We start from the raw sequence: 17,795 nt of genomic DNA, 5'->3' as shown, positions 1-17,795 counted from the left end.
GGTTGCTGCCAGTGCTGAGGGTTCAGTCGGATGTTGGCGGTGAGCACAGCAAACGGGCAGACAGCGAAATATTGCCTATCGTATAAAGTCCCACCGGACGAAGAGCGTCTTGCCATGGATATCAATACGCTGTTTGCGCAGTTGCACACTCTCCCCAGCATTCCCCAGGTGGCCCTGGAGCTGGTCCAGCAGTTCGACAATCCCCACGAAAGCCTCGAAAAGGTCGCGCGCAGCATCGAGCGCGACCCGGTGATCGCCGCCAAGGTTTTGCGCCTGGCCAACTCGGCGCGCTTCAAGGGCGCCCGCGAGTCGGCCAGCATCGAGGATGCGGCCATGCGCCTGGGCTTCAACGTGCTACGCACGCTGGTGCTGGCTTCAGCGGTGACCGGGGCGTTCAAGTCGGCGCCGGGCTTCAACCTCAAGGTGTTCTGGGGGCGCAGCTTCCAGGTTGCCAGCATCAGCCGCCTGCTCGCCCGCCAGGCCGGGCTCGACGGTGAAGTGGCCTTCACTTGCGGGGTGATGCACGACATCGGCGAGCTGCTGATCCAGACCGGCGCGCCGGAATACGCCGCACGTATCAAAGGTGCCAGTGGTACCACCAACCGCGCAGCCAGCGAAACCCAGCAACTGGGTTTCGGCTACCCGGAAGTCGGCGCCGCACTGGCCAAGCGCTGGAACCTGCCGCAGACCCTGCAGGCGGCCATTCGTTACCAGGCACAACCGCACCTGGCACCCGACGGCCAGCCTTATGCGCGGGTCATCGCCCAGGCGATGGAAATCTTCGACGCGCTGGAACAGCACGGCGGGCCGACGGACGAGGCACGCGATGCCCTCGGTGGCCCGCTGTTCGAAGAGGTCGACCTCGACTTGCTGTTTGAAAAGCTGCCATTCGTGCTGGAGCAGGACAAGGCCTTCGCCGACTACCTGGCCTGAGCAAAGCTTGAGGTATGCGCTGGCTCCTGTGGGAGCCGCGCTTGCCGGCGATGGGCCGCGCTGCGCTCCAAGGCAGCCTTGAGTGCAGCGGCATCGGCAAATGCCTGTTGGCTCACCAACACCCCATCCTTCAACTGCAACCACAACACCTGCCCTGCCTGCCCCGGATAGCGGCTGGCCACGCGGCCTTCGCGGTCGAGCATCACCCGGTAGCTGTAATCGCGCATCGCCGGAATGGCGAACAGTTTGCTGACCAGCGCCGGCATACGCTGGATATCGGCGACGAACACCGCATCACGCGCCTCCAGATAGCCCTTGGGGGTATCGGCCAGGGCGGCCTTGACCAGCTTGGCGCCATCCATGTCGCGAGCCACCAGTAGTATGTGTGTGTCGGCGTTCAGGCTGTAAGGCTGGTCGTACTGGTCAAGCAACGTCCAGGGTGCCAACCGCTCGCCTGCCTCCAGGGCATTGGCCAGCAACGGCAGCAGACCGAACAGTAATGCGATGGCGTATTTCATCGAGGTTCTCCAGAACAGGATCGCCAGCATAGCCCACTTGCCTCAACACGACCTGCAATACGACACACGCCCGCCGGAGATTGTCTTTCCCGCACGCTCCCGCCACACTCTGTTGGCCAGCCAGGAAGCGGAGTCCAGAGTGCCCACCCCACGTCAGTTCAGCAAGAAGACCAGCACCAGCAACATGCTGCGGCTCAAGGCCAGCGCCGGTAGCCCCGAGGCACCCTACCGCGTCGACTTCATCCTGCTCGAGCACTTCTCGATGGCCAGCTTCACCGTGGCCATGGACGTGCTGGTCACCGCCAACCTGCTGCGCGCCGACAGCTTCCGCTTTACCCCGCTGTCACTCAAGGGTGACCGGGTGCTGAGCGACCTGGGCCTGGAACTGGTCGCCAGCGAACTGTCGGCCAGCGAACTCAAGGAGCTCGACCTGTTGATCGTCTGCGGTGGCCTGCGCACGCCGCTGAAATACCCCGAACTCGACCGTCTGCTGGACGACTGCGCTGCCCACGGCATGGCCCTGGGCGGGCTGTGGAACGGCGCCTGGTTCCTCGGCCGGGCCGGCGTGCTCGACGACTACGGCTGCAGCATCCACCCCGAACAGCGCGCCAGCCTGTCCGAGCGCAGCCCGCAAACCCGCATCACCCCGGCCAGTTTCACCCTCGACCGCGACCGCCTCAGCGCCGCCAGCCCCAACGGCGCCATGGAGCTGATGCTTGGCCTGGTGCGCCGCCTGTACGGCGACGGCCTGGCCGAGGGCGTGGAAGAAATCCTGTCGTTCTCCGGCGCCCGCTACCGCCAGGTCGGCCCAGGGGCGAAAAAATCCATGAGCCTGCACCTGCGCACCATTGTCGAGCTGATGGAAAACAACCTCGAAGAGACCCTGAGCCTCGACCAGCTGGCGGCCTACAGCGGCCGCTCGCGCCGGCAGATCGACCGCCTGTTCCAGGCCCAGCTCGGCACTTCGCCGCGGCGCTACTACATGGAACTGCGCATCACCAAGAGCCGACGCCTGCTGCAGTACTCCGACCTGTCGGTGATGGAGGTGGCAGTGGCGTGCGGTTTCGTCTCGGTGTCGCACTTCAGCAAATGCTATGCCGCCTACTTCGGCTACCCGCCGTCACGCGAGCAACGGCTGGGCGAGTAAGCGGGATCAGGCGCGGATGTAGCTGAGCACCACGTCGCAGATCATCTGCCGGTGGCGCTGCTTGACCTGCTCGTCGGCCAGGTCGATCTGGAAGATGTCGCCGAAGGTGTGGCGGTTGGACACCCGGTAGAAGCAGAACGAGCTCATCAGCATGTGCAGGTCGATGACCTCGATGCCGGGGCGGAACACGCCCTCTTTCACGCCACGCGCCAGGGTGCTGCCCAATGCCTGCAGCACCAGGCTGCTCATTTCGCGAATGGCCGGGGACTTCTTGACGTATTCGCCGTAATGGATGTTCTCGGTACAGACCATGCGCACGAAGTCAACATTGCGGTCGTGGTGGTCGAAGGTGAACTCGGACAGCCGGCGGATCGCCTGCTCGGCCGGCAGCGACTCCAGGTCCAGGCTCTGCTCGGTCTTGCGGATGTCGCCATAAAGCTTGACCAGGCACTCGACGTACAGCTGCTCCTTGCTGCCGAAGTAGTAGTAGATCATGCGCTTGGAAGTGGCCGTGCGCTCGGCGATGGCGTCGACGCGCGCGCCGGCCAGGCCCTGCTGGACGAACTCGTTGATGGCGGCCTGGAGGATGTCCTCGCGGGTTTTCTCGGGGTTGTTCTTGCGCGGTTGGCGCGTAGCCGAGGGTTCAGGCGGGCTGAGGGGGGCTACGGGGTTGCTCATGGCGGCTCACGGTGTATTTTTTGGGATTTGGGGGATTATCCGTGAGTGGCGAGGGGCTGGGAAGCAGGCTTTTGGTTTAGGCTGACTCAGCGCGCTTGTTCACCTCGCACCAGAAGATGCCCGCGGCTCGCGGCGTTTCGCTGCGCGGCGGCAGCGCTCGGAGCAGTAGCGCACCTCATCCCAACAGCGCGCCCAGCGCTTGCGCCAGGTGAACGGCAAGCCGCAGACGACACAGACCTTGCTGGGCAGCTCACCCTTGTTCATGGTGAGCCTTGCGGCATGCGGCGGAAGAACAAGGTGATCTGCCCGACTTCCACGCCCAGCTTGCTCATGCGTGTGCGGTTGATCAGGGTGTCCTGGTCCATCAGGTACATCCAGTCATCCATGTCCATGGTCCAGTGCCGGCCATCGACCGGCAGGTCCAATTGGTAGCGCCATTGCAGGGCGTTGCCGGCCATGACGCCAGTGGCCTCGCCGATCACATCGCCTGCCGTGCCGCGCCAGCGGTTGGGGCCGTCGGGGGTGAGGGTCCAGGTTCGCTGCTGGCGGGTACCGTCGCTGTAAACGAAGTGCTCGTCGAGGATCAGTCGCTCACCTTCGCGGCGGCTGTCGATACGCACATGGAAGCGCTTGACCACCTCGCCCGAGCGCTTCTGGAACATGCCCCAGGCCTGCACCGGTTGGGAGAAGAACGCCACCAGATCGAGGCGCGGCTGCTCCTGGGCGTAGTGTTCGACCCCGACCTTGCAACTGCCCAGCAGCAGGCAGGTGATCAACAGCAGTGCCTTGTACATGCCTCAACCTCCTCGGTCGCTCCCGGCCAACCCCAGCAGGTGATCGCGCAGCTGCGCATCGCGGGCCCGGGGGTCCAGCCAGATGGCAAAGAATGCACGGGCGAAGGCCGGGTCCGTCACTTCCAGGCTGAGGTGGCCATCGACGTAGAAACGGCAACCCTGGCCGGGTAGATACAGGCCAGTGATGTTCATGCCCGGGCGCACGTCCACGAAGGCTTCAGCCATGGCGGCTGACCAGCGTTCGACAGTGTCGGTGGACAATGGGCGCTTCGCCAGCCGTTGTATTTCATCGATGCTGGCCTGCACCAGCGTGTTCCGTGACAGCGACCGGTGGTAGATCAGTTCGAGGGCAAATGGCTCGTCCCAGCTCCACGAGGCACTGGCGCGCCACAGGCGGGCAGTGTAAAGGCGCAGGCCGAACCAGGTGAAATCGCCACTGCCCGCCACCTGCGCGGCAGGCAGTGATGCGCGCCAATCCGCACTTGCGGGCAGTGCCATCGTCAGCAGGGCGGCCAGCGCGAACAGGCGGATAGTCAGGCTCGACATCCCTCACGCTCGCACATAGCGCAGATGCGTGGCATCTGGCGTATGAAATGCTTTTTCGACTCGAAACTTGGCCACGGGCTCATGCAGGTTGTCGAACAGGCGTCTACCGCTACCGAAGAGCACCGGGGACAAGGCAATTTCCAGTTCGTCGATGGCATCCATGCGCAAATACTGCTGGATCACGTCCGCGCCACCGTAGATGCGGATGTCACGGCCGCCTGCAACCGCCCTGGCCAGCTCCAGGGCTTTCGCCGGCCCCTCGCTGCAGAAGTGGAACGTCGTTCCGCGGGTTCTTCACAGTGCGCGATGTCCATGCCTTCCGGGGCCATGTAGCCGTCAAGGCTGAGGCCGATGTTGACGAATACCGTGCTCATGATTGCCCTCTTGCTTCGGAGATAAGAGCCTCATGAGCATAGATGAGAGGGTTACGCAGCTTGGTTCAGGGTTATGGCCGGTAGTGCAAGCCTGTCGACGGGCACCTGGCGGCCCTGATGCACACTCACGACAGGCACCTCACAATCACAACACTGGCTTGCGCGCCGCCCCGCTGCGGCGCTTGGCCATCGCCGCCAGGCGCACCGCCACGTTCGCCGCGCCGTACCCGGCATAGCCGCCCTTGCGCTGGATGATCTCGAAGAAGAAGCGTTCCTCGAACGGTTCGGTGTACACGTGGAACAGCTCGCCACCCTGTGCATCACGGTCATACAGCACGTTGTAGTACGCCAGTTCGCTTAGGAACTCGTCGTTGAAATCGAAGCGCGCCGCGAGGTCGTCGTAGTAGTTCAGGGGGATTTCCAGCAACGGCACCCCGGACTCCTTCGCCCGCGCCACTTCGCTGAAGATGTCAGCACAATCGAAGGCAATGTGATGCACACCCGAGCCACGGTAGCTGGACAGCGCATGGGCGATGGCGGTGTTGCGGTTTTCCGAAATGTTCAGCGGCAAACGCAGGCTGCCGCACTGGCTGCGCAAGGCGCGGCTCTTGACCAGGCCGTACGGGTCGGGCAGCACCACTTCGTCGTCGGCGGCAAAGTCGAACAGGCTCTTGTAGAACAGCACCCAGCTGTCCAGCGACTCGGCCGGCAGCGCCAGGGCCATGTGGTCGATGCGCTGCAGGCCACCGGTGGCGCTGGCGGCCGGGTCGAGACGGAAGTCGGTGTCGTACAGCGACGGCCCTTCCTTGCCCTGCTCCACCAGGTAGATCAGGCTGCCGTCCGGCGCACGCACGGCAGGCACTTCGCATTCGTTGGGGCCGACCAGGCCGCGGAATGGCTGGCCACGGAAGTCGGTGGCGCGTTGCAGCGCAGCATGCTCGTCCTTCACCCGCAGGGCGGTGGCACACAGCGACGGACCGTGGGCCTCGAAGAAGTTGTGGCCGAAGGAATACGGCTCGGCGTTGAGCACGATGTTGATGTCGTTCTGGCGCAGCAGGCGCACGTCCTTGCTGCGGTGCTTGCCGGCTTCGGCAAAGCCCAGGCGCTTGAGCCAGCCGCCCAGGCGCGCGCCGACGGCTTCGTCGACGGCGAATTCGAGGAACTCCACGCCGTCGTAGGCGCTGGCGGCCGGCGGGGTGAACAGCACGCCCGGTTCGATGGCGGTGCCTTCCTGCTCCAGGCGCAGGCGGGTCTGCTCTTCGAGGTACAGCAGCGAGCGCAGGCCATCGGCGGCGTTCTGCCGTGGCGGTGCGGCACGGAAGCCGTCGTTGAAGATTTCCAGCGACAGCGGGCCGCGGTAGCCAGTGGCGAGGATCGGCGCGAGGAAGCCGGCCAGGTCCATTTCGCCCTGCCCCGGGAAGTTACGGAAGTGGCGGCTCCACTCCAGCACGTCCATGTTCAGGATCGGCGCGTCGGCCATCTGCACGAAGAAGATCTTGTCGCCGGGGATGTCGCGGATCGCCGCCGGGTCGCCCTTGAGCGAGAGGGTGTGGAAGCTGTCGAGGATCACCCCCAGCGCCGGGTGGTCTGCCTGGCGCACCAGATTCCAGACTTGCTGGTAGGTATTGACGTGGCGGCCCCAGGCCAGGGCTTCGTAGCCGATGCGCAGGCCGCGCTTGCCGGCGTGCTCGCCGAGCAGGCGCAGGTCGTCCACCAGGATCTGTTCATCGCCCAGGGCGTCGGCCTGGACGTTGCTGCACACCAGCACCAGGTCGGTGCCCAGCTCTTGCATCAGGTCGAACTTGCGCTCGGCGCGGTCGAGGTTCTTCTGCAGGCGGTCGCGGCGGCAGCCTTCGAAATCGCGGAACGGCTGGAACAGGGTGATGGCGATGCCGAGGTCGGCGCACATCTGCCGCACTTCACGGGGGCTACCGGCGTAGTACAACAGGTCGTTCTCGAAGATCTCGACGCCGTCGAAACCGGCGGCGGCGATGGCTTCGAGCTTTTCCGGCAGGGTGCCGCTCAAGGACACGGTGGCTATCGAACGCTGCATGAGGAAGTTCCTTGTTATTGGACGGACAACGGGCCGAAACCCCGTTGGGTTCCTGGCACTGTTGATTATTCGCAGGTAAAGTCGGCCCGGCAATCTGTTTGTACGGAATGGTTAGTTTTGCGTTCGATTACCGCACAAAACCGATTTCGACGAATTGATTCACTGCCAACCCTAGGCAAACATGAACCCAGACGCAGGCATACCGACCGCCCTCTGCTGCCCAGACGGTCGTTCGGCAGCACCTGCGCAGACAAGCCCAACGTCACGACATAATAAGTTCAATAAACCGGGTACCGACCTATGCACACCTCCATCGCCTTGCGATCCGCACCTGCTCGTTCGTCCTCCCTTTGCAGACACCGCCTGCGATCGTCAGCGCTATAACGCTCGCCCTACTCCCGACAAGCGATCGCACCCCTCTGGCCGCCCCCCGGGCAACGCCAGCCGTGCGGCGACCTACAAGAACAACGGAGACAACGATGGCTCACTCAAGCTCTCAAGCCAAGAAAGCGACCGCCAGCGGATGGATTGGCTCGGCACTCGAATACTACGATTTCTTCATCTATGCCCAGGCTGCGGCGCTGATCTTCCCGCAGATCTTCTTCCCCAATACTGACCCGAAAATGGCCATCATCGCCTCGCTGGCGACTTACGGCGTAGGCTACCTGGCCCGCCCGATCGGCGCCTTCGTGCTGGGCCACTGGGGTGACACCCGTGGGCGCAAGAACGTATTGCTGCTGTGCATGTTCCTGATGGGCCTGTCGACCATGGCCGTGGGCCTGCTGCCGACCTACCACGACATCGGCCTGCTGGCCCCGGCCTTGCTGGTGGTGCTGCGCCTGGTCCAGGGCTTTGCCGTGGCCGGCGAAATCTCCGGCGCAAGTTCGATGATCATGGAGCACGCCCCGTTCGGGCGGCGGGGTTACTACGCCAGCTTCACCCTGCAGGGCGTGCAGGCCGGCCAGGTGCTGGCAGCGGCGGTGTTCCTGCCACTGGCGTACTTCATGCCGAGCGACGCCTTCAATGACTGGGGCTGGCGCATTCCGTTCCTGATGAGCGCCTTCGTCCTGATCGCGGGCTTCATCATCCGCAAGGAAGTGCACGAAACCCCGGCGTTCGTGAAGGAAGAGAAGCAGGACAAGGTCGCCAAGTCGCCGATCAGCGAAGCCTTCCGCCACAGCTGGAAGCACATGGTGCTGGTGATGTTCATGGCCCTGATGAACGTGATCCCGGTGGTTGCCACCATCTTCGGCGCGGCCTATGCGGTGCAACCGGCCTACGGCATCGGCTTCGACAAGAGCGTGTACCTGTGGATCCCGGTAGTGGGCAACATTGTCGCGGTACTGGTGATCCCGTTCGTGGGCAACCTGTCCGACAAGATCGGCCGTCGCCCGACCATGATCGCTGGCTGCCTGGGCTCTGGCCTGCTGGCTTTCGTCTACCTGTATGCGATCAGCATCCAGAACGTGCCACTGGCCTTCGCTGCCTCGATCGTGATGTGGGGCATGGTCTACCAGGGCTACAACGCGGTGTTCCCAAGCTTCTACCCGGAGCTGTTCCACACCCGCTACCGCGTATCGGCCATGGCCATCGCGCAGAACATCGGCACCATGCTCACCGCCATGCTGCCGGCGCTGTTCGCCCTGGTGGCGCCACCGGGTTCGGAGAACATTCCGCTGGTGATCGGTGGCCTGGCGTTCTTCATCACCTGCGTGTGTGCACTGGCGGCCTACATCGCGCCGGAGACCCACCGGATGGCGATGGAAGATCTGGGTAATCCGGATGCCAAGCCGATGGAAAAAGAAGCCTTCGAGGCCAGCCGCAAGGGTAGCTTTCAGGCGGTGAGCAACTGATAGATTGCTGGGGCTGCTTTGCAGCCCCAACATCTTCAACCTTTGACCACTTCCTGCAGGTTCGCCCAAAGCTTCTCGACATGCTCCCGCTCGGTCGGCAAGGCCCCCACCGACACCCGCACCATCCACCGCCCTTCCAGCGTCGCCGGCGTCACATACGCCACCCCGGACGCGTTCAACCGCTCAGCCCAAGCCCTGGTATGTGCATCCAGCGCCTCCCCCTCCAGCCCCGCTGGCCGATGGCGAATGCACAAGGTCTGCAGTTGCACCGGCGCCAGCACGTCCCACTCGGCGGCAGCACTCACCTGCTCCGCCAGCCAACGCGCATTCTCCAGGTCCCGACGCAAGCGCTGCTGCAACGCTTCGACCCCTTCGCTGCGCAACATGAACCACAACTTCAGCGCACGGAACCGGCGACCCAGCGGGATCCCCCAGTCACGCAGGTTCTTCACCTCGCCATCCACCGCCGACTGCAGGTAGCTCGGGTTGGTGCTCATCACCCGGATCAAGTGCTGCGGATCACGCACGTAGTAGATCGAGCAATCGAACGCCACGCCCAGCCATTTGTGTGCATTGACCACGACAGAATCGGCCAGCTCGATGCCGTCCCACATCCAGCGGCATTCCGGCAGGATCATCGCCGAACCGGCCATGGCCGAGTCGACATGCAGCCACAACCCGTTGGCCTGGGCGATTTCGCCGATCGGGCGCAGCGGGTCGAGGGCGGTGGTAGTAGTGGTGCCGGTGGTGGCGACCACGGCGCAGGGCTGGTTGCCGGCCGCCAGGTCCTGCTCGATGGCCGCCTGCAGCGCCTGCGGGCGCATGGCGAACTGCTCGTCGGTGGCGATCAGGCGGATGTTGGCGCGGCCAAAGCCGGCCAGCAGGGCGGCCTTGTCCACCGAGCTGTGGGCATGGGCGCTGACATAAACGATCAACGGCTTGGCCTCGGCCTGCAGGCCGCCGCGTACCAGCGCGTAGTCGGTGGCACGCTCACGGGCGCTGATCAGTGCCACCAGGGTGCTGGTGGACGCGGTGTCCTGGATCACCCCGCTCCACTGGGCCGACAGGCCGAGCAACTGGCGCAGCCAGTCGAGGGTGGTTTCCTCCAGCTCGCTCAGCGCCGGGCTGGATTGCCACGACAGGCCGAGCACGCCGAGGCCGGTGCTGAGGAAATCGCCGAGCACCGACGACAGAGTGCCGTTGGACGGGAAGTAGCCGTAGAAGTCCGGGTGCTGCCAGTGCGACAGCCCAGGCATGACCAGTTGGTTCACGTCGTCGAGGATGGCCTCGAACGGCTCGCCCTGCTGCGGGGCGCCTTGGGGCAGCTGGGCCTTGAGGTAGCCAGGCTCGACCTGGGCCATGACCGGGCGCTCGCCCACGGTTTGGCGGTAGTCGGCGATCAGGTCGATCAGCTGGTGGCCGTACTGGCGGAATTGTTCTGGGGTCACGCGCGCTCTCCTGAGGATTGTCCAGTGCCCCCAGTCTAGGCGCCTGCGCCCAAGCGAATAACCCCGCTTCGCGCATACCTGCTATGGCAAACCCGCAACCCCGCCCTGCACCCCGAACTGCGACTGCCGCCACAGCTCGAACACCCGGTTGCGCAACCAGCGGTGCTCGGCCGAGGCCTGCAAGCGCTGATGCCACACCACCCAATAGCGCTGGGTATGCTCGACAAACCCCAACGGCCGCCACGCCAGCCCATGCAGGCGGCACAGCTGCCGGGCGATGTGCTCGGGCACCGTGGCCAGCGCCTGGCTGTTGCCGATCACCTGCACGGTCGCCGAGAAGAACGGCACTTCCAGGCTGATCCGCCGCTGCAAACCCTGGGCGCGCAGGTGGCGGTCGATGAAACTGTCCTTGTCGCCACCACCGGAAATGCGTACGTGCTTGCAGGCCAGGTAATCGTCCTGGCCAAGCACGTCCAGCGCGGTCAGCGGATGATCCCGGCGCATCAGGCACACCGCGCGGTCTTCGCCGAGCAGGCGACCATGCAGGTTGGGTGGCGACTCGTCGAACAAGGTGGTGGCCAGGTCGATCTCGCCGCTGGCGAGCAAGGCGTATTGCCCGGCCTGCCAGGTGCGGTAGTCGATGGACACACCAGGGGCTTCGTGCTCCAGTGCGGCCACCAGTAGCGGCAACATGTGCTCGGCCACGTAATCGGAGGCAGCCAGGCAGAAGCGCCGCTCACAGCGGACCGGGTCGAAGGCGGCGGGTTGGCGCAGGGCCTGGAGTTCTTCGAGCACCTGGCGCAGGGGTTCGACCAGGGCTTCGGCGTGTTCGCTGAGCACATAACCGCGGCCCTGGCGCACCAGCAATGGGTCGTCGAAGGCTTCGCGCAGGTGGGCCAGCTGGCGGCTCAGGGCCGATTGGCTGACGCCCAGGCGGTCGGCGGCGTGGCTGAGGTTCTTCAACTGCAGGAGGCAGTCGAGGGTGCGCAGGTGGGCAAGGCTGAGGGAGGCGAAGGTGGGGTTCATGCAGGCTCCCCTATGCAGGATTCACTGGCCTATTCGCGGGCAAGCCCGCTCCCACAGGGACCCCACAAGCATTGGCATTGTAGGGTCCCTGTGGGAGCGGGCTTGCCTGCGAATCGGTTTAGACGGTCAGGCCAACGTAGACGTTCTGCACGTCATCGTTCTCGTCGATCGCCTCGAGGAACGCTTCCACCTCGGCCAGTGCTTCAGCGCTCAGGCTGGCAGCGCTCACCGGGTTCTTCGGGGTGTAGCCGATCTTCGCCGAAGTCACAGTGAAACCATGCTCAGGCAGCGCCTTCTGCACGGCGTCCAGGTCGGTGGTGTCGGTGATGAACAGGGTCGAACCCTCTTCTTCTCCTTCCTCGAAGTCCTGGGCACCGGCTTCGATGGCGGCCATTTCCGGGTCGGCATCGCCTTCCGGGGTGGCTTCGATCAGGCCGACGTGGTTGAAGTCCCAGGTCACCGAACCGCTGGCGCCCAGCTGGCCCTTGCGGAACAGCACGCGGATCTGCGCCACGGTGCGGTTGACGTTGTCGGTCAGGCACTCGACGATCAGTGGCACCTGGTGCGGGGCGAAGCCTTCATAGCTGACCGCATGGTACTGCACGGCCTCGCCGTCCAGGCCTGCGCCTTTCTTGATAGCACGCTCCAGGGTTTCACGGGTCATCGAGGCTTTCTTGGCCTGGACGATGGCCAGGCGCAGGCGCGGGTTCATGTCCGGGTCGGCGCCCGACTTGGCAGCGATCTGGATTTCCTTGGCCAGCTTGCCCATGATCTTGCCCTTGGCATTGGCAGCTGTTTCTCTATGTTTGGCTTTCCACTGTGCGCCCATGTCGACTCTCTTTGTTTCAACGGCCGGTTCAGGAAGCGACCGGCCAAAAGTGGGAGCAGTTTATACGCCCTCGGGCAGTGGATCGACAAGTAATCTCAGCCTTGGGGCTTTCCTTCAGCTGCGCAGGGGCTTGATCGCCATGTTGGTGTTGGGTGCCACGTCTTCGGCCTGGGGCGCACTGGCCGGGCGGCTGTTCCAGTGCGGCAGCAGCACCAGGGCCGAGAACAGCGCGCAGCCGGCAAACACGATGAACACCGTGACGCTGTCGAAGTAGCCAGGCAGCAGACCGCCGAGCACCGCCCCCACCGAGCCACAGCCATTGACGAAGCCTGCCGCCGTGGCGCCAGCCTTGGCCGTGCCGAAGTCGATGGCCGCCGCGCCGCTGATCATCGAGTCCGGCCCGTACAGGGTCAGGCCCATGACAAACAGCAGGGCCACCACCAGCACGATGCTGCCGCTGTGCATGGCTCCCATGAACGCTGCCAGGGTCACGGTCAGCAGCATCAGGCTGATCACGCAGGCCGGCATGCGCCGGGCGCCGAACAGCTTGTCAGAAGCCAGGCCGATGATGATCGGGCCCAGCAGCCCGGCCAGCTCGAAGGCGGTCGGGATGATCGCCGCGCCAACCTTGCCCACCGACGGCATCTGCTCGAAGACGATCACCGGGCCCCACAGCAGGATGGCGTAGCGCGCCGGCTTCAGCAGGAAGTACGCCATGCCCAGGGTCAGCACCGTGCGGTTGCGCAGGATCTCGCGCAACGGTGCCCAGACGCTGCACAGATTACCGGCCGGGGCCATGCTCTGCGGCTCCGGCTCGACCGCTGCCAGGCCGACGTCCTCCGGCTTGTTGCGCTGCAGGAAGAAGAACAGCACGGCCACGCCGGCCACCACCGCAGCACTGGAGAAGAACGCCGCATGCCAGGTGCCGACCAGGGTATAGGCCCACCAGCCGGCGAACGGCGAAGCGACCAGGCCGCCGAAGGCGTAGCACGAACTCCACAGCCCCAGCACCCGCCCGCGCTGTGAGGCCGGGAAGAAGCTGCCGATGTTCTTGCACAGCCCGGCCCAGCCGGTGGACTGCGCCAGGCCCTGGATCAGCATGCAGGTGGCGAAGATCGGGAAGGTCGCGTAACTGCCCATCACCACCGCGGCCGCTGCCGAAATCAACAGCCCGCCCAGTACCACCACGCGCGGGCCAAAGCGGTCGGCGAGCATGCCCCAGGTGAACTGGCCCACGGCATAGGCGGCCAGGTAGATAGCGTCGAGGTTGGCCATGGCGGCCTTGTCGAGCATGAATGTCGGGTCTTCAGCGATGCCGAGCTTGGCCACCGAGAAGGCTTTGCGGGTGAAGTAGAAGGCGGCGTAGGCCAGCCAGGTGATAGCAAAAATCTGGATGCGCCAGCGTTTCAACGCGGCTAGTGATTGATTCATTGACTCTGACCTCTTGCTCAAGTGTGCCGGCAGATTGTTAAAAAACGCCTGTCTTGTTGTTGTGTTGCGCACTGCATGACGAAGGCTCGTCATCTGGTCAGATGGCACCGTGTGCGGGCCATGGCCCGGCCGCTGCTTGTGGCGACGACCTCGGGTTGAAACGTATGGAAACAGTTGCTGACTGATAAAGAAAATCGATTTATCGTATTTCACACATAAGTTCAGCTTGTTACTGGAGTCGGCATGTCGGTATCTCACGCTCAACTCAAGGCGTTCCATGCAGTAGCCGTGCACGGCAGCTTCACCCGTGCGGCGGAAAAGCTGTTTCTGACCCAGCCGGCGGTGTCCGACCAGGTGCGCAAGCTCGAGGAGCGCTTCGGCGTGCTGCTGTTCCAGCGCAACAAGCGCTCGGTGCAGCTGACCGACCTGGGTGAGCGCCTGCTGGGCATCAGCCAGCGCCTGTTCGCCTGCGAGGCCGAGGCCCATGACCTGCTGCAGGACTCACGCGCCCTGCATACCGGCAGCCTGGTGCTGGCGGTGGATGCGCCCGTGCACGTGCTGCCTCAGATCGCGCGCTTCTGCCAGCGCTACCCGGGCATCCAGGTCAAGGTCGAGACCGGCAACACCGATGAGTCGCTGGCACGGCTGTTCAGCTACCAGGCCGACCTGGCGCTGCTCGGGCGCGACGTCGATGACGAGCGGCTGTACTGCGTGCCGCTGCGCCGCGACCCGATGGTGGCGTTCGTCTCGCACAACCACCCATGGGCCAGCCGCGGCTCGATCACCCTGGCGGACCTGGACGACACACCGCTGGTGCTGCGCGAACCGGGGTCGGTGACGCGGCAGACGCTGGAGGAAGAGATGCAGCGCGCAGGCTTGCGGATCCGCCCGGCGATCCAGGTGGAAGGCCGCGAGGCGGCGCGTGAAGCCGTGGTGGTGGGGATTGGTGTGGGGGTGGTGTCGGCGGCCGAGTTTGGTGCGGATGCGCGTGTGTGTGCGTTGCCCATTGTCGATTGCCAGCGGCACCTGACCGAGACCCTGGTGTGCCTGAGCGAGCAGCGATCGCGGCGAGTGGTGGCCACCTTCCTGCAGATGGTGCAGGAAGAGCTGTAGCGCCTGTACCGGCCTCTTCGCGGGCAAGCCCGCGATGAGGCCGGTACAGGCAACACGACTATGCTGACAAGACCCAATTCCAGACGCTCGCCACCATGCTCTACCGACTGAGCGCCGACACCCTGGTCCTGCTGCACCTGGCCTTCATCCTGCTGGTCCTGTTCGGCGGCCTGCTGGTGCTCAAGTGGCGCCGCGCCCTGCTCCTGCACCTCCCCGCCCTGGCCTGGGGCCTGGCGGTGGAAGGCCTGCACCTGCAATGCCCGCTCACCGACTGGGAAAACCGCATGCGCCTGGCCGCCGGTGACGCGGGTTACCACGGCGGCTTCGTCGAACACTACATCTGGCCGCTGATCTACCCCGCCGGCCTGACGCCGCAGATCCAGCTGCTGCTGGGCGGCGTCGTGCTGGTGCTGAACCTGGCCATCTACGCCATTGTCATCTGGCGCTGGCGTCGCCCTTAGCGGGTAGCGACGACAAACAGCCGCGGAAACGGCAGCAACACCTTGCCGTCAGTGGCTGGCGGGTAGTCACGCTGCATGGCCTGCAGGTACATCTGCAGGAAGTCCGCCTGCTCCTGCGCATCCAGCCTGGCCAGATAAGGCCTTAGCGCCGAGCCCTTGAACCACTCCACCACCGCCTCTGCACCACCCGCCAACGGGTGGTGATAGGTGGTGCGCCACACATCCACCCGCGCGCACAACGGCGTGAGCAGGTCGTAGTAGAACGCTGCGTTGTGCCGTGGCGGCAGGTGGAAGTCGGCGAACTTGTCCGCCCACGGGCCCTGGCTGGCGATTTCGCGCAACTGCCGATGGGCCGGCTCGTCGAGGTTGTCCGGGGTCTGCACCGCCAGGCTGCCTCCCTCGCTCAGCTGGCGCACCAGGTGCGGATACAGCGAGCCGTGATCGGGCACCCATTGCAGCGAGGCATTGGCCAGGATCAGGTCTTGCGGCTCGGGCGCCGACCAGTCGCTGATGTCAGCGATTTCGCAGCGTACCCGCGGAATGTGCAGGCGCTTGCGCTCGCGGGCCTTGTCGATCATGTCCTTGTCGCTGTCCAGCGCCGTCACCTGGGCATCCGGGCAACGCTGCAGCAGCACTTCGGTCGAGTTGCCGGGGCCACAGCCCAGGTCGGTGGCATGGCGCACCGGCCGCGGCGGCACGGCGGCCAGCAAGTCGCGCACGGCGCGGGTGCGTTCATCTTCGAAGAGGGAATACTGGGTGGCGGACCAGGCCATGGAAGGCTCCTTTCTGGCGGGCAGTGGCTTGAGCATAAGCCATGTACCGCTTCCCATGAACCTGAACTGTCAGCCTATGCTTCAGGTCAGCTACTGCATGCGCATGCCGATGAAGCTATCCCTGGCCCTTGCCATCCTGGCCCTGATCGCCGCCGCCGCCCTGCTCGGTTCGCCGTGGATGAACCAGCGGTTCCACATGCCCGAGGAAAAACACCCGCCGCAACAACGCGAAACGGCCGGGTCCCCGAGGGAGCCGGCCGTTTCCAACAGCGAATGACGCTTAGTGCTGCTTGCCAGAGCGGATCTGGTGGACCACGCCCATGGCCACCACGACCGCCGCGGCGATGCCGGTGGAGATCACCAGGATCTGGTAGTCAGGCATGAAGGCCATGGTCACCAGCGCAGCGATAATGAAGCCGATCACCAGGTAGGTCAGCCACGGGAACAGCCACATCTGCAGGCGCACTTCCTTGCCTTCGGCAATCAGCTTGCGGCGCATGCGCAGCTGCGAGAAGGCAATCACCAGGTACACCAGCAGGGCGATCATGCCGGTGGTGTTCATCAGGGTTTCCAGCACGTCTTTCGGGCGCAGGGTCTCGCTGAAGTTGATCAGCGCGCAGACCACGGCCACGGCGCAGGAGCCGATGATCGCGTACACCGGTACACCGGTGCCGGCGCGGGTGATCTTGAAGAACGACGGCGCATCGCCACGCTGGGCCAGGGAGAACAGCATGCGCGAGGCGGTGTAGTGGCCCGAGATCAGGCAGCTGCTTACCGAGGTCAGCACCACGAAGTTCATCAACAGCTCGGCGTGCGGCACGCCCAGCAGCTCCAGGGTACGGCGGTAGGCGCCATAGCCGGAAACGCCCAGTTGCGGGTCGTTCCACGGTACCAGGCAGACGATCAGGAAGATCGAGCCGACGTAGAACAGGCACACACGCCATACCACCGAGTTGGTGGCCTTGACGATCTGGGTGGCCGGGTCCTTGGCTTCGGAAGCGGCGATGGTGACGATTTCGGCGCCGAGGAAGGCGAACATCACCCCGAGCAACGCACCAATGACCGTGGTGATGCCGTTGGGCATGAAGCCTTCGGCGGTCAGGTGAGTCATGCCACGCACTTCACCGAACTGCCAGATGTTCATTACCGCAGCGGTACAGACCACCAGGAAGCAGACAATCGCCACCACCTTGATCAGCGCGAACCAGAATTCGAACTCACCGTAGTGCTTGACGTTGAAGAAGTTGACGGTGATCAGCAACAGGGTCGTGGCCAGCACGAACACGTTGACGCTCACGTCGGGGAAGAAGCCATGCAGGATCTTGCCCGCCACATAGGCTTCCCAGGCCATCAGGATGACCCAGTACCACCAGTACAGCCAGCCGATGGTGAAACCGGCCCAGCGGCCGATCGCGCGGTCCGCGTAGGTGGAGAACGAGCCGGTGTCAGGCGAAGAGGTCGCCATTTCACCCAGCATGCGCATGATCAGGACCACCAGGATGCCGCCGGCCAGGTAGGCCAGCACTGCGGCCGGGCCGGCGCTGTGGATGACGCTGCCGGAACCGACGAACAAGGCGCCGCCGATAACCCCGGCGATCGACATCATCGTCAGGTGGCGCGACTTGAGCGAGGCACTGAGCTTGCTCTCGTGCCCGCTTTTCGCGGTGGTGGTTGTGGATGTTGCGTCCATCAGTTGTGTACCCCGTGCTTCTTTTTATCCAAGGAAAACTGTGAAACCCCGATGGCTCTCGGTTTCACCTGTACATCAGTGCTAATGCGGGCAGGATGGTGTGCGCAAACACACGCAGGCCTTCCGTG

Annotated in this window: 19 protein-coding genes; 6 read left to right on the top strand and 13 right to left on the bottom strand. The window is 64.5% G+C overall.

The genetic code is table 11. The features are described from left to right. Nucleotides 1-114: 114 nt before the first annotated feature. Nucleotides 115-933 carry an HDOD domain-containing protein gene (locus ACIPZ8_RS02555; protein WP_400719422.1) on the top strand — a complete coding sequence of 273 codons (819 nt, stop codon included), beginning with the start codon at nucleotides 115-117 and terminating at the stop codon, nucleotides 931-933. Here the strand turns inward: ACIPZ8_RS02555 and ACIPZ8_RS02550 are convergent. After that, a complete protein-coding gene (locus ACIPZ8_RS02550; RefSeq protein ID WP_400719421.1) occupies nucleotides 921-1,451 on the bottom strand; it encodes an FAD/FMN-containing dehydrogenase in 531 nt (176 codons plus the stop codon). The genes ACIPZ8_RS02555 and ACIPZ8_RS02550 overlap by 13 nt on opposite strands. A gap of 139 nt (nucleotides 1,452-1,590) precedes the next feature. Here ACIPZ8_RS02550 and ACIPZ8_RS02545 point away from each other — a divergent pair, with 139 nt between their 5' ends. Continuing rightward, complete coding sequence (locus ACIPZ8_RS02545) at nucleotides 1,591-2,598, top strand: GlxA family transcriptional regulator (RefSeq protein WP_400719420.1); 1,008 nt, start codon at nucleotides 1,591-1,593, stop codon at nucleotides 2,596-2,598. A gap of 6 nt (nucleotides 2,599-2,604) precedes the next feature. Here ACIPZ8_RS02545 and ACIPZ8_RS02540 read toward each other — a convergent pair whose 3' ends face one another. The 6 genes from ACIPZ8_RS02540 to quiC all read right to left on the bottom strand — a co-directional run bounded on the left by ACIPZ8_RS02540 (nucleotide 2,605) and on the right by quiC (nucleotide 7,043). Next, nucleotides 2,605-3,276: a TetR/AcrR family transcriptional regulator gene (locus tag ACIPZ8_RS02540; RefSeq protein ID WP_400719419.1), complete on the bottom strand. Its 672-nt coding sequence runs from the start codon at nucleotides 3,274-3,276 to the stop codon at nucleotides 2,605-2,607. A gap of 99 nt (nucleotides 3,277-3,375) precedes the next feature. Beyond that, entirely contained in the window at nucleotides 3,376-3,540 is a 165-nt protein-coding gene (locus tag ACIPZ8_RS02535) for a DUF2256 domain-containing protein (protein ID WP_400719418.1), read from the bottom strand. Then, on the bottom strand, nucleotides 3,537-4,070 hold the full coding sequence (locus ACIPZ8_RS02530; protein WP_400719417.1) for a DUF3833 domain-containing protein: 534 nt from the start codon (nucleotides 4,068-4,070) through the stop codon (nucleotides 3,537-3,539). Before ACIPZ8_RS02530 ends, ACIPZ8_RS02535 begins: the two co-directional genes overlap by 4 nt. Before the next feature lie 3 nt (nucleotides 4,071-4,073). Further along, entirely contained in the window at nucleotides 4,074-4,616 is a 543-nt protein-coding gene (locus ACIPZ8_RS02525; RefSeq protein ID WP_400719416.1) for a chalcone isomerase family protein, read from the bottom strand. Between the two features lie 3 nt (nucleotides 4,617-4,619). Further along, complete coding sequence (locus tag ACIPZ8_RS02520; protein WP_400719744.1) at nucleotides 4,620-4,853, bottom strand: dihydrofolate reductase family protein; 234 nt, start codon at nucleotides 4,851-4,853, stop codon at nucleotides 4,620-4,622. 282 nt (nucleotides 4,854-5,135) lie between these two features. Beyond that, complete coding sequence (gene quiC / locus ACIPZ8_RS02515; protein ID WP_400719415.1) at nucleotides 5,136-7,043, bottom strand: 3-dehydroshikimate dehydratase QuiC; 1,908 nt, start codon at nucleotides 7,041-7,043, stop codon at nucleotides 5,136-5,138. 479 nt (nucleotides 7,044-7,522) lie between these two features. Here quiC and ACIPZ8_RS02510 point away from each other — a divergent pair, with 479 nt between their 5' ends. Next, nucleotides 7,523-8,896 (top strand): MFS transporter, encoded by a 1,374-nt coding sequence (locus ACIPZ8_RS02510; protein WP_294334673.1) that lies wholly within the window; start codon nucleotides 7,523-7,525, stop codon nucleotides 8,894-8,896. Between the two features lie 35 nt (nucleotides 8,897-8,931). Here ACIPZ8_RS02510 and ACIPZ8_RS02505 read toward each other — a convergent pair whose 3' ends face one another. From ACIPZ8_RS02505 to ACIPZ8_RS02490, 4 genes are all read right to left on the bottom strand, one after another. After that, complete coding sequence (locus ACIPZ8_RS02505; RefSeq protein ID WP_400719414.1) at nucleotides 8,932-10,344, bottom strand: DOPA decarboxylase; 1,413 nt, start codon at nucleotides 10,342-10,344, stop codon at nucleotides 8,932-8,934. Nucleotides 10,345-10,425: 81 nt separating this feature from the next. Beyond that, nucleotides 10,426-11,370: a LysR family transcriptional regulator gene (locus ACIPZ8_RS02500; RefSeq protein ID WP_400719413.1), complete on the bottom strand. Its 945-nt coding sequence runs from the start codon at nucleotides 11,368-11,370 to the stop codon at nucleotides 10,426-10,428. Between the two features lie 118 nt (nucleotides 11,371-11,488). After that, nucleotides 11,489-12,199 (bottom strand): YebC/PmpR family DNA-binding transcriptional regulator, encoded by a 711-nt coding sequence (locus tag ACIPZ8_RS02495; RefSeq protein WP_325977279.1) that lies wholly within the window; start codon nucleotides 12,197-12,199, stop codon nucleotides 11,489-11,491. A 114-nt stretch (nucleotides 12,200-12,313) separates the two neighbouring features. After that, nucleotides 12,314-13,630: an MFS transporter gene (locus ACIPZ8_RS02490; RefSeq protein WP_400719412.1), complete on the bottom strand. Its 1,317-nt coding sequence runs from the start codon at nucleotides 13,628-13,630 to the stop codon at nucleotides 12,314-12,316. A gap of 243 nt (nucleotides 13,631-13,873) precedes the next feature. On the opposite strand from ACIPZ8_RS02490, the gene ACIPZ8_RS02485 reads away from it, so the two are divergent. Next, the gene (locus ACIPZ8_RS02485; RefSeq protein ID WP_400719411.1) at nucleotides 13,874-14,743 is read left to right on the top strand and encodes a LysR substrate-binding domain-containing protein; all 870 of its coding nucleotides are present in this window, start codon (nucleotides 13,874-13,876) and stop codon (nucleotides 14,741-14,743) included. A 95-nt stretch (nucleotides 14,744-14,838) separates the two neighbouring features. Continuing rightward, nucleotides 14,839-15,204: a DUF2784 domain-containing protein gene (locus ACIPZ8_RS02480; protein ID WP_400719410.1), complete on the top strand. Its 366-nt coding sequence runs from the start codon at nucleotides 14,839-14,841 to the stop codon at nucleotides 15,202-15,204. Here the strand turns inward: ACIPZ8_RS02480 and tam are convergent. Further along, nucleotides 15,201-15,977 carry a trans-aconitate 2-methyltransferase gene (gene tam / locus ACIPZ8_RS02475; protein ID WP_400719409.1) on the bottom strand — a complete coding sequence of 259 codons (777 nt, stop codon included), beginning with the start codon at nucleotides 15,975-15,977 and terminating at the stop codon, nucleotides 15,201-15,203. The genes ACIPZ8_RS02480 and tam overlap by 4 nt on opposite strands. Before the next feature lie 97 nt (nucleotides 15,978-16,074). On the opposite strand from tam, the gene ACIPZ8_RS02470 reads away from it, so the two are divergent. Continuing rightward, nucleotides 16,075-16,254 (top strand): hypothetical protein, encoded by a 180-nt coding sequence (locus ACIPZ8_RS02470; RefSeq protein WP_400719742.1) that lies wholly within the window; start codon nucleotides 16,075-16,077, stop codon nucleotides 16,252-16,254. Between the two features lie 3 nt (nucleotides 16,255-16,257). Here ACIPZ8_RS02470 and ACIPZ8_RS02465 read toward each other — a convergent pair whose 3' ends face one another. Next, entirely contained in the window at nucleotides 16,258-17,667 is a 1,410-nt protein-coding gene (locus ACIPZ8_RS02465; protein ID WP_400719408.1) for an amino acid permease, read from the bottom strand. Nucleotides 17,668-17,795: the final 128 nt, after the last annotated feature.

Source organism: Pseudomonas sp. NPDC089422, from assembly GCF_044749405.1.
Classification (GTDB): Bacteria; Pseudomonadota; Gammaproteobacteria; order Pseudomonadales; family Pseudomonadaceae; genus Aquipseudomonas.
Note: the sequence above shows the minus strand (reverse complement) of the source record. Positions and strands in the feature narration are given on the sequence as shown.

Excerpts from the sequence above, each read along its gene's own strand:
- ACIPZ8_RS02555 (WP_400719422.1), top strand. The coding sequence starts at position 115 with ATGGATATCAATACGCTGTTTGCGCAGTTGCACACTCTCCCCAGCATT.
- ACIPZ8_RS02550 (WP_400719421.1), bottom strand. The coding sequence starts at position 1,451 with ATGAAATACGCCATCGCATTACTGTTCGGTCTGCTGCCGTTGCTGGCC.
- ACIPZ8_RS02540 (WP_400719419.1), bottom strand. The coding sequence starts at position 3,276 with ATGAGCAACCCCGTAGCCCCCCTCAGCCCGCCTGAACCCTCGGCTACG.
- ACIPZ8_RS02535 (WP_400719418.1), bottom strand. The coding sequence starts at position 3,540 with ATGAACAAGGGTGAGCTGCCCAGCAAGGTCTGTGTCGTCTGCGGCTTG.
- ACIPZ8_RS02530 (WP_400719417.1), bottom strand. The coding sequence starts at position 4,070 with ATGTACAAGGCACTGCTGTTGATCACCTGCCTGCTGCTGGGCAGTTGC.
- ACIPZ8_RS02525 (WP_400719416.1), bottom strand. The coding sequence starts at position 4,616 with ATGTCGAGCCTGACTATCCGCCTGTTCGCGCTGGCCGCCCTGCTGACG.
- quiC (WP_400719415.1), bottom strand. The coding sequence starts at position 7,043 with ATGCAGCGTTCGATAGCCACCGTGTCCTTGAGCGGCACCCTGCCGGAA.
- ACIPZ8_RS02510 (WP_294334673.1), top strand. The coding sequence starts at position 7,523 with ATGGCTCACTCAAGCTCTCAAGCCAAGAAAGCGACCGCCAGCGGATGG.
- ACIPZ8_RS02500 (WP_400719413.1), bottom strand. The coding sequence starts at position 11,370 with ATGAACCCCACCTTCGCCTCCCTCAGCCTTGCCCACCTGCGCACCCTC.
- ACIPZ8_RS02495 (WP_325977279.1), bottom strand. The coding sequence starts at position 12,199 with ATGGGCGCACAGTGGAAAGCCAAACATAGAGAAACAGCTGCCAATGCC.
- ACIPZ8_RS02490 (WP_400719412.1), bottom strand. The coding sequence starts at position 13,630 with ATGAATCAATCACTAGCCGCGTTGAAACGCTGGCGCATCCAGATTTTT.
- ACIPZ8_RS02485 (WP_400719411.1), top strand. The coding sequence starts at position 13,874 with ATGTCGGTATCTCACGCTCAACTCAAGGCGTTCCATGCAGTAGCCGTG.
- ACIPZ8_RS02480 (WP_400719410.1), top strand. The coding sequence starts at position 14,839 with ATGCTCTACCGACTGAGCGCCGACACCCTGGTCCTGCTGCACCTGGCC.
- tam (WP_400719409.1), bottom strand. The coding sequence starts at position 15,977 with ATGGCCTGGTCCGCCACCCAGTATTCCCTCTTCGAAGATGAACGCACC.
- ACIPZ8_RS02470 (WP_400719742.1), top strand. The coding sequence starts at position 16,075 with ATGCGCATGCCGATGAAGCTATCCCTGGCCCTTGCCATCCTGGCCCTG.
- ACIPZ8_RS02465 (WP_400719408.1), bottom strand. The coding sequence starts at position 17,667 with ATGGACGCAACATCCACAACCACCACCGCGAAAAGCGGGCACGAGAGC.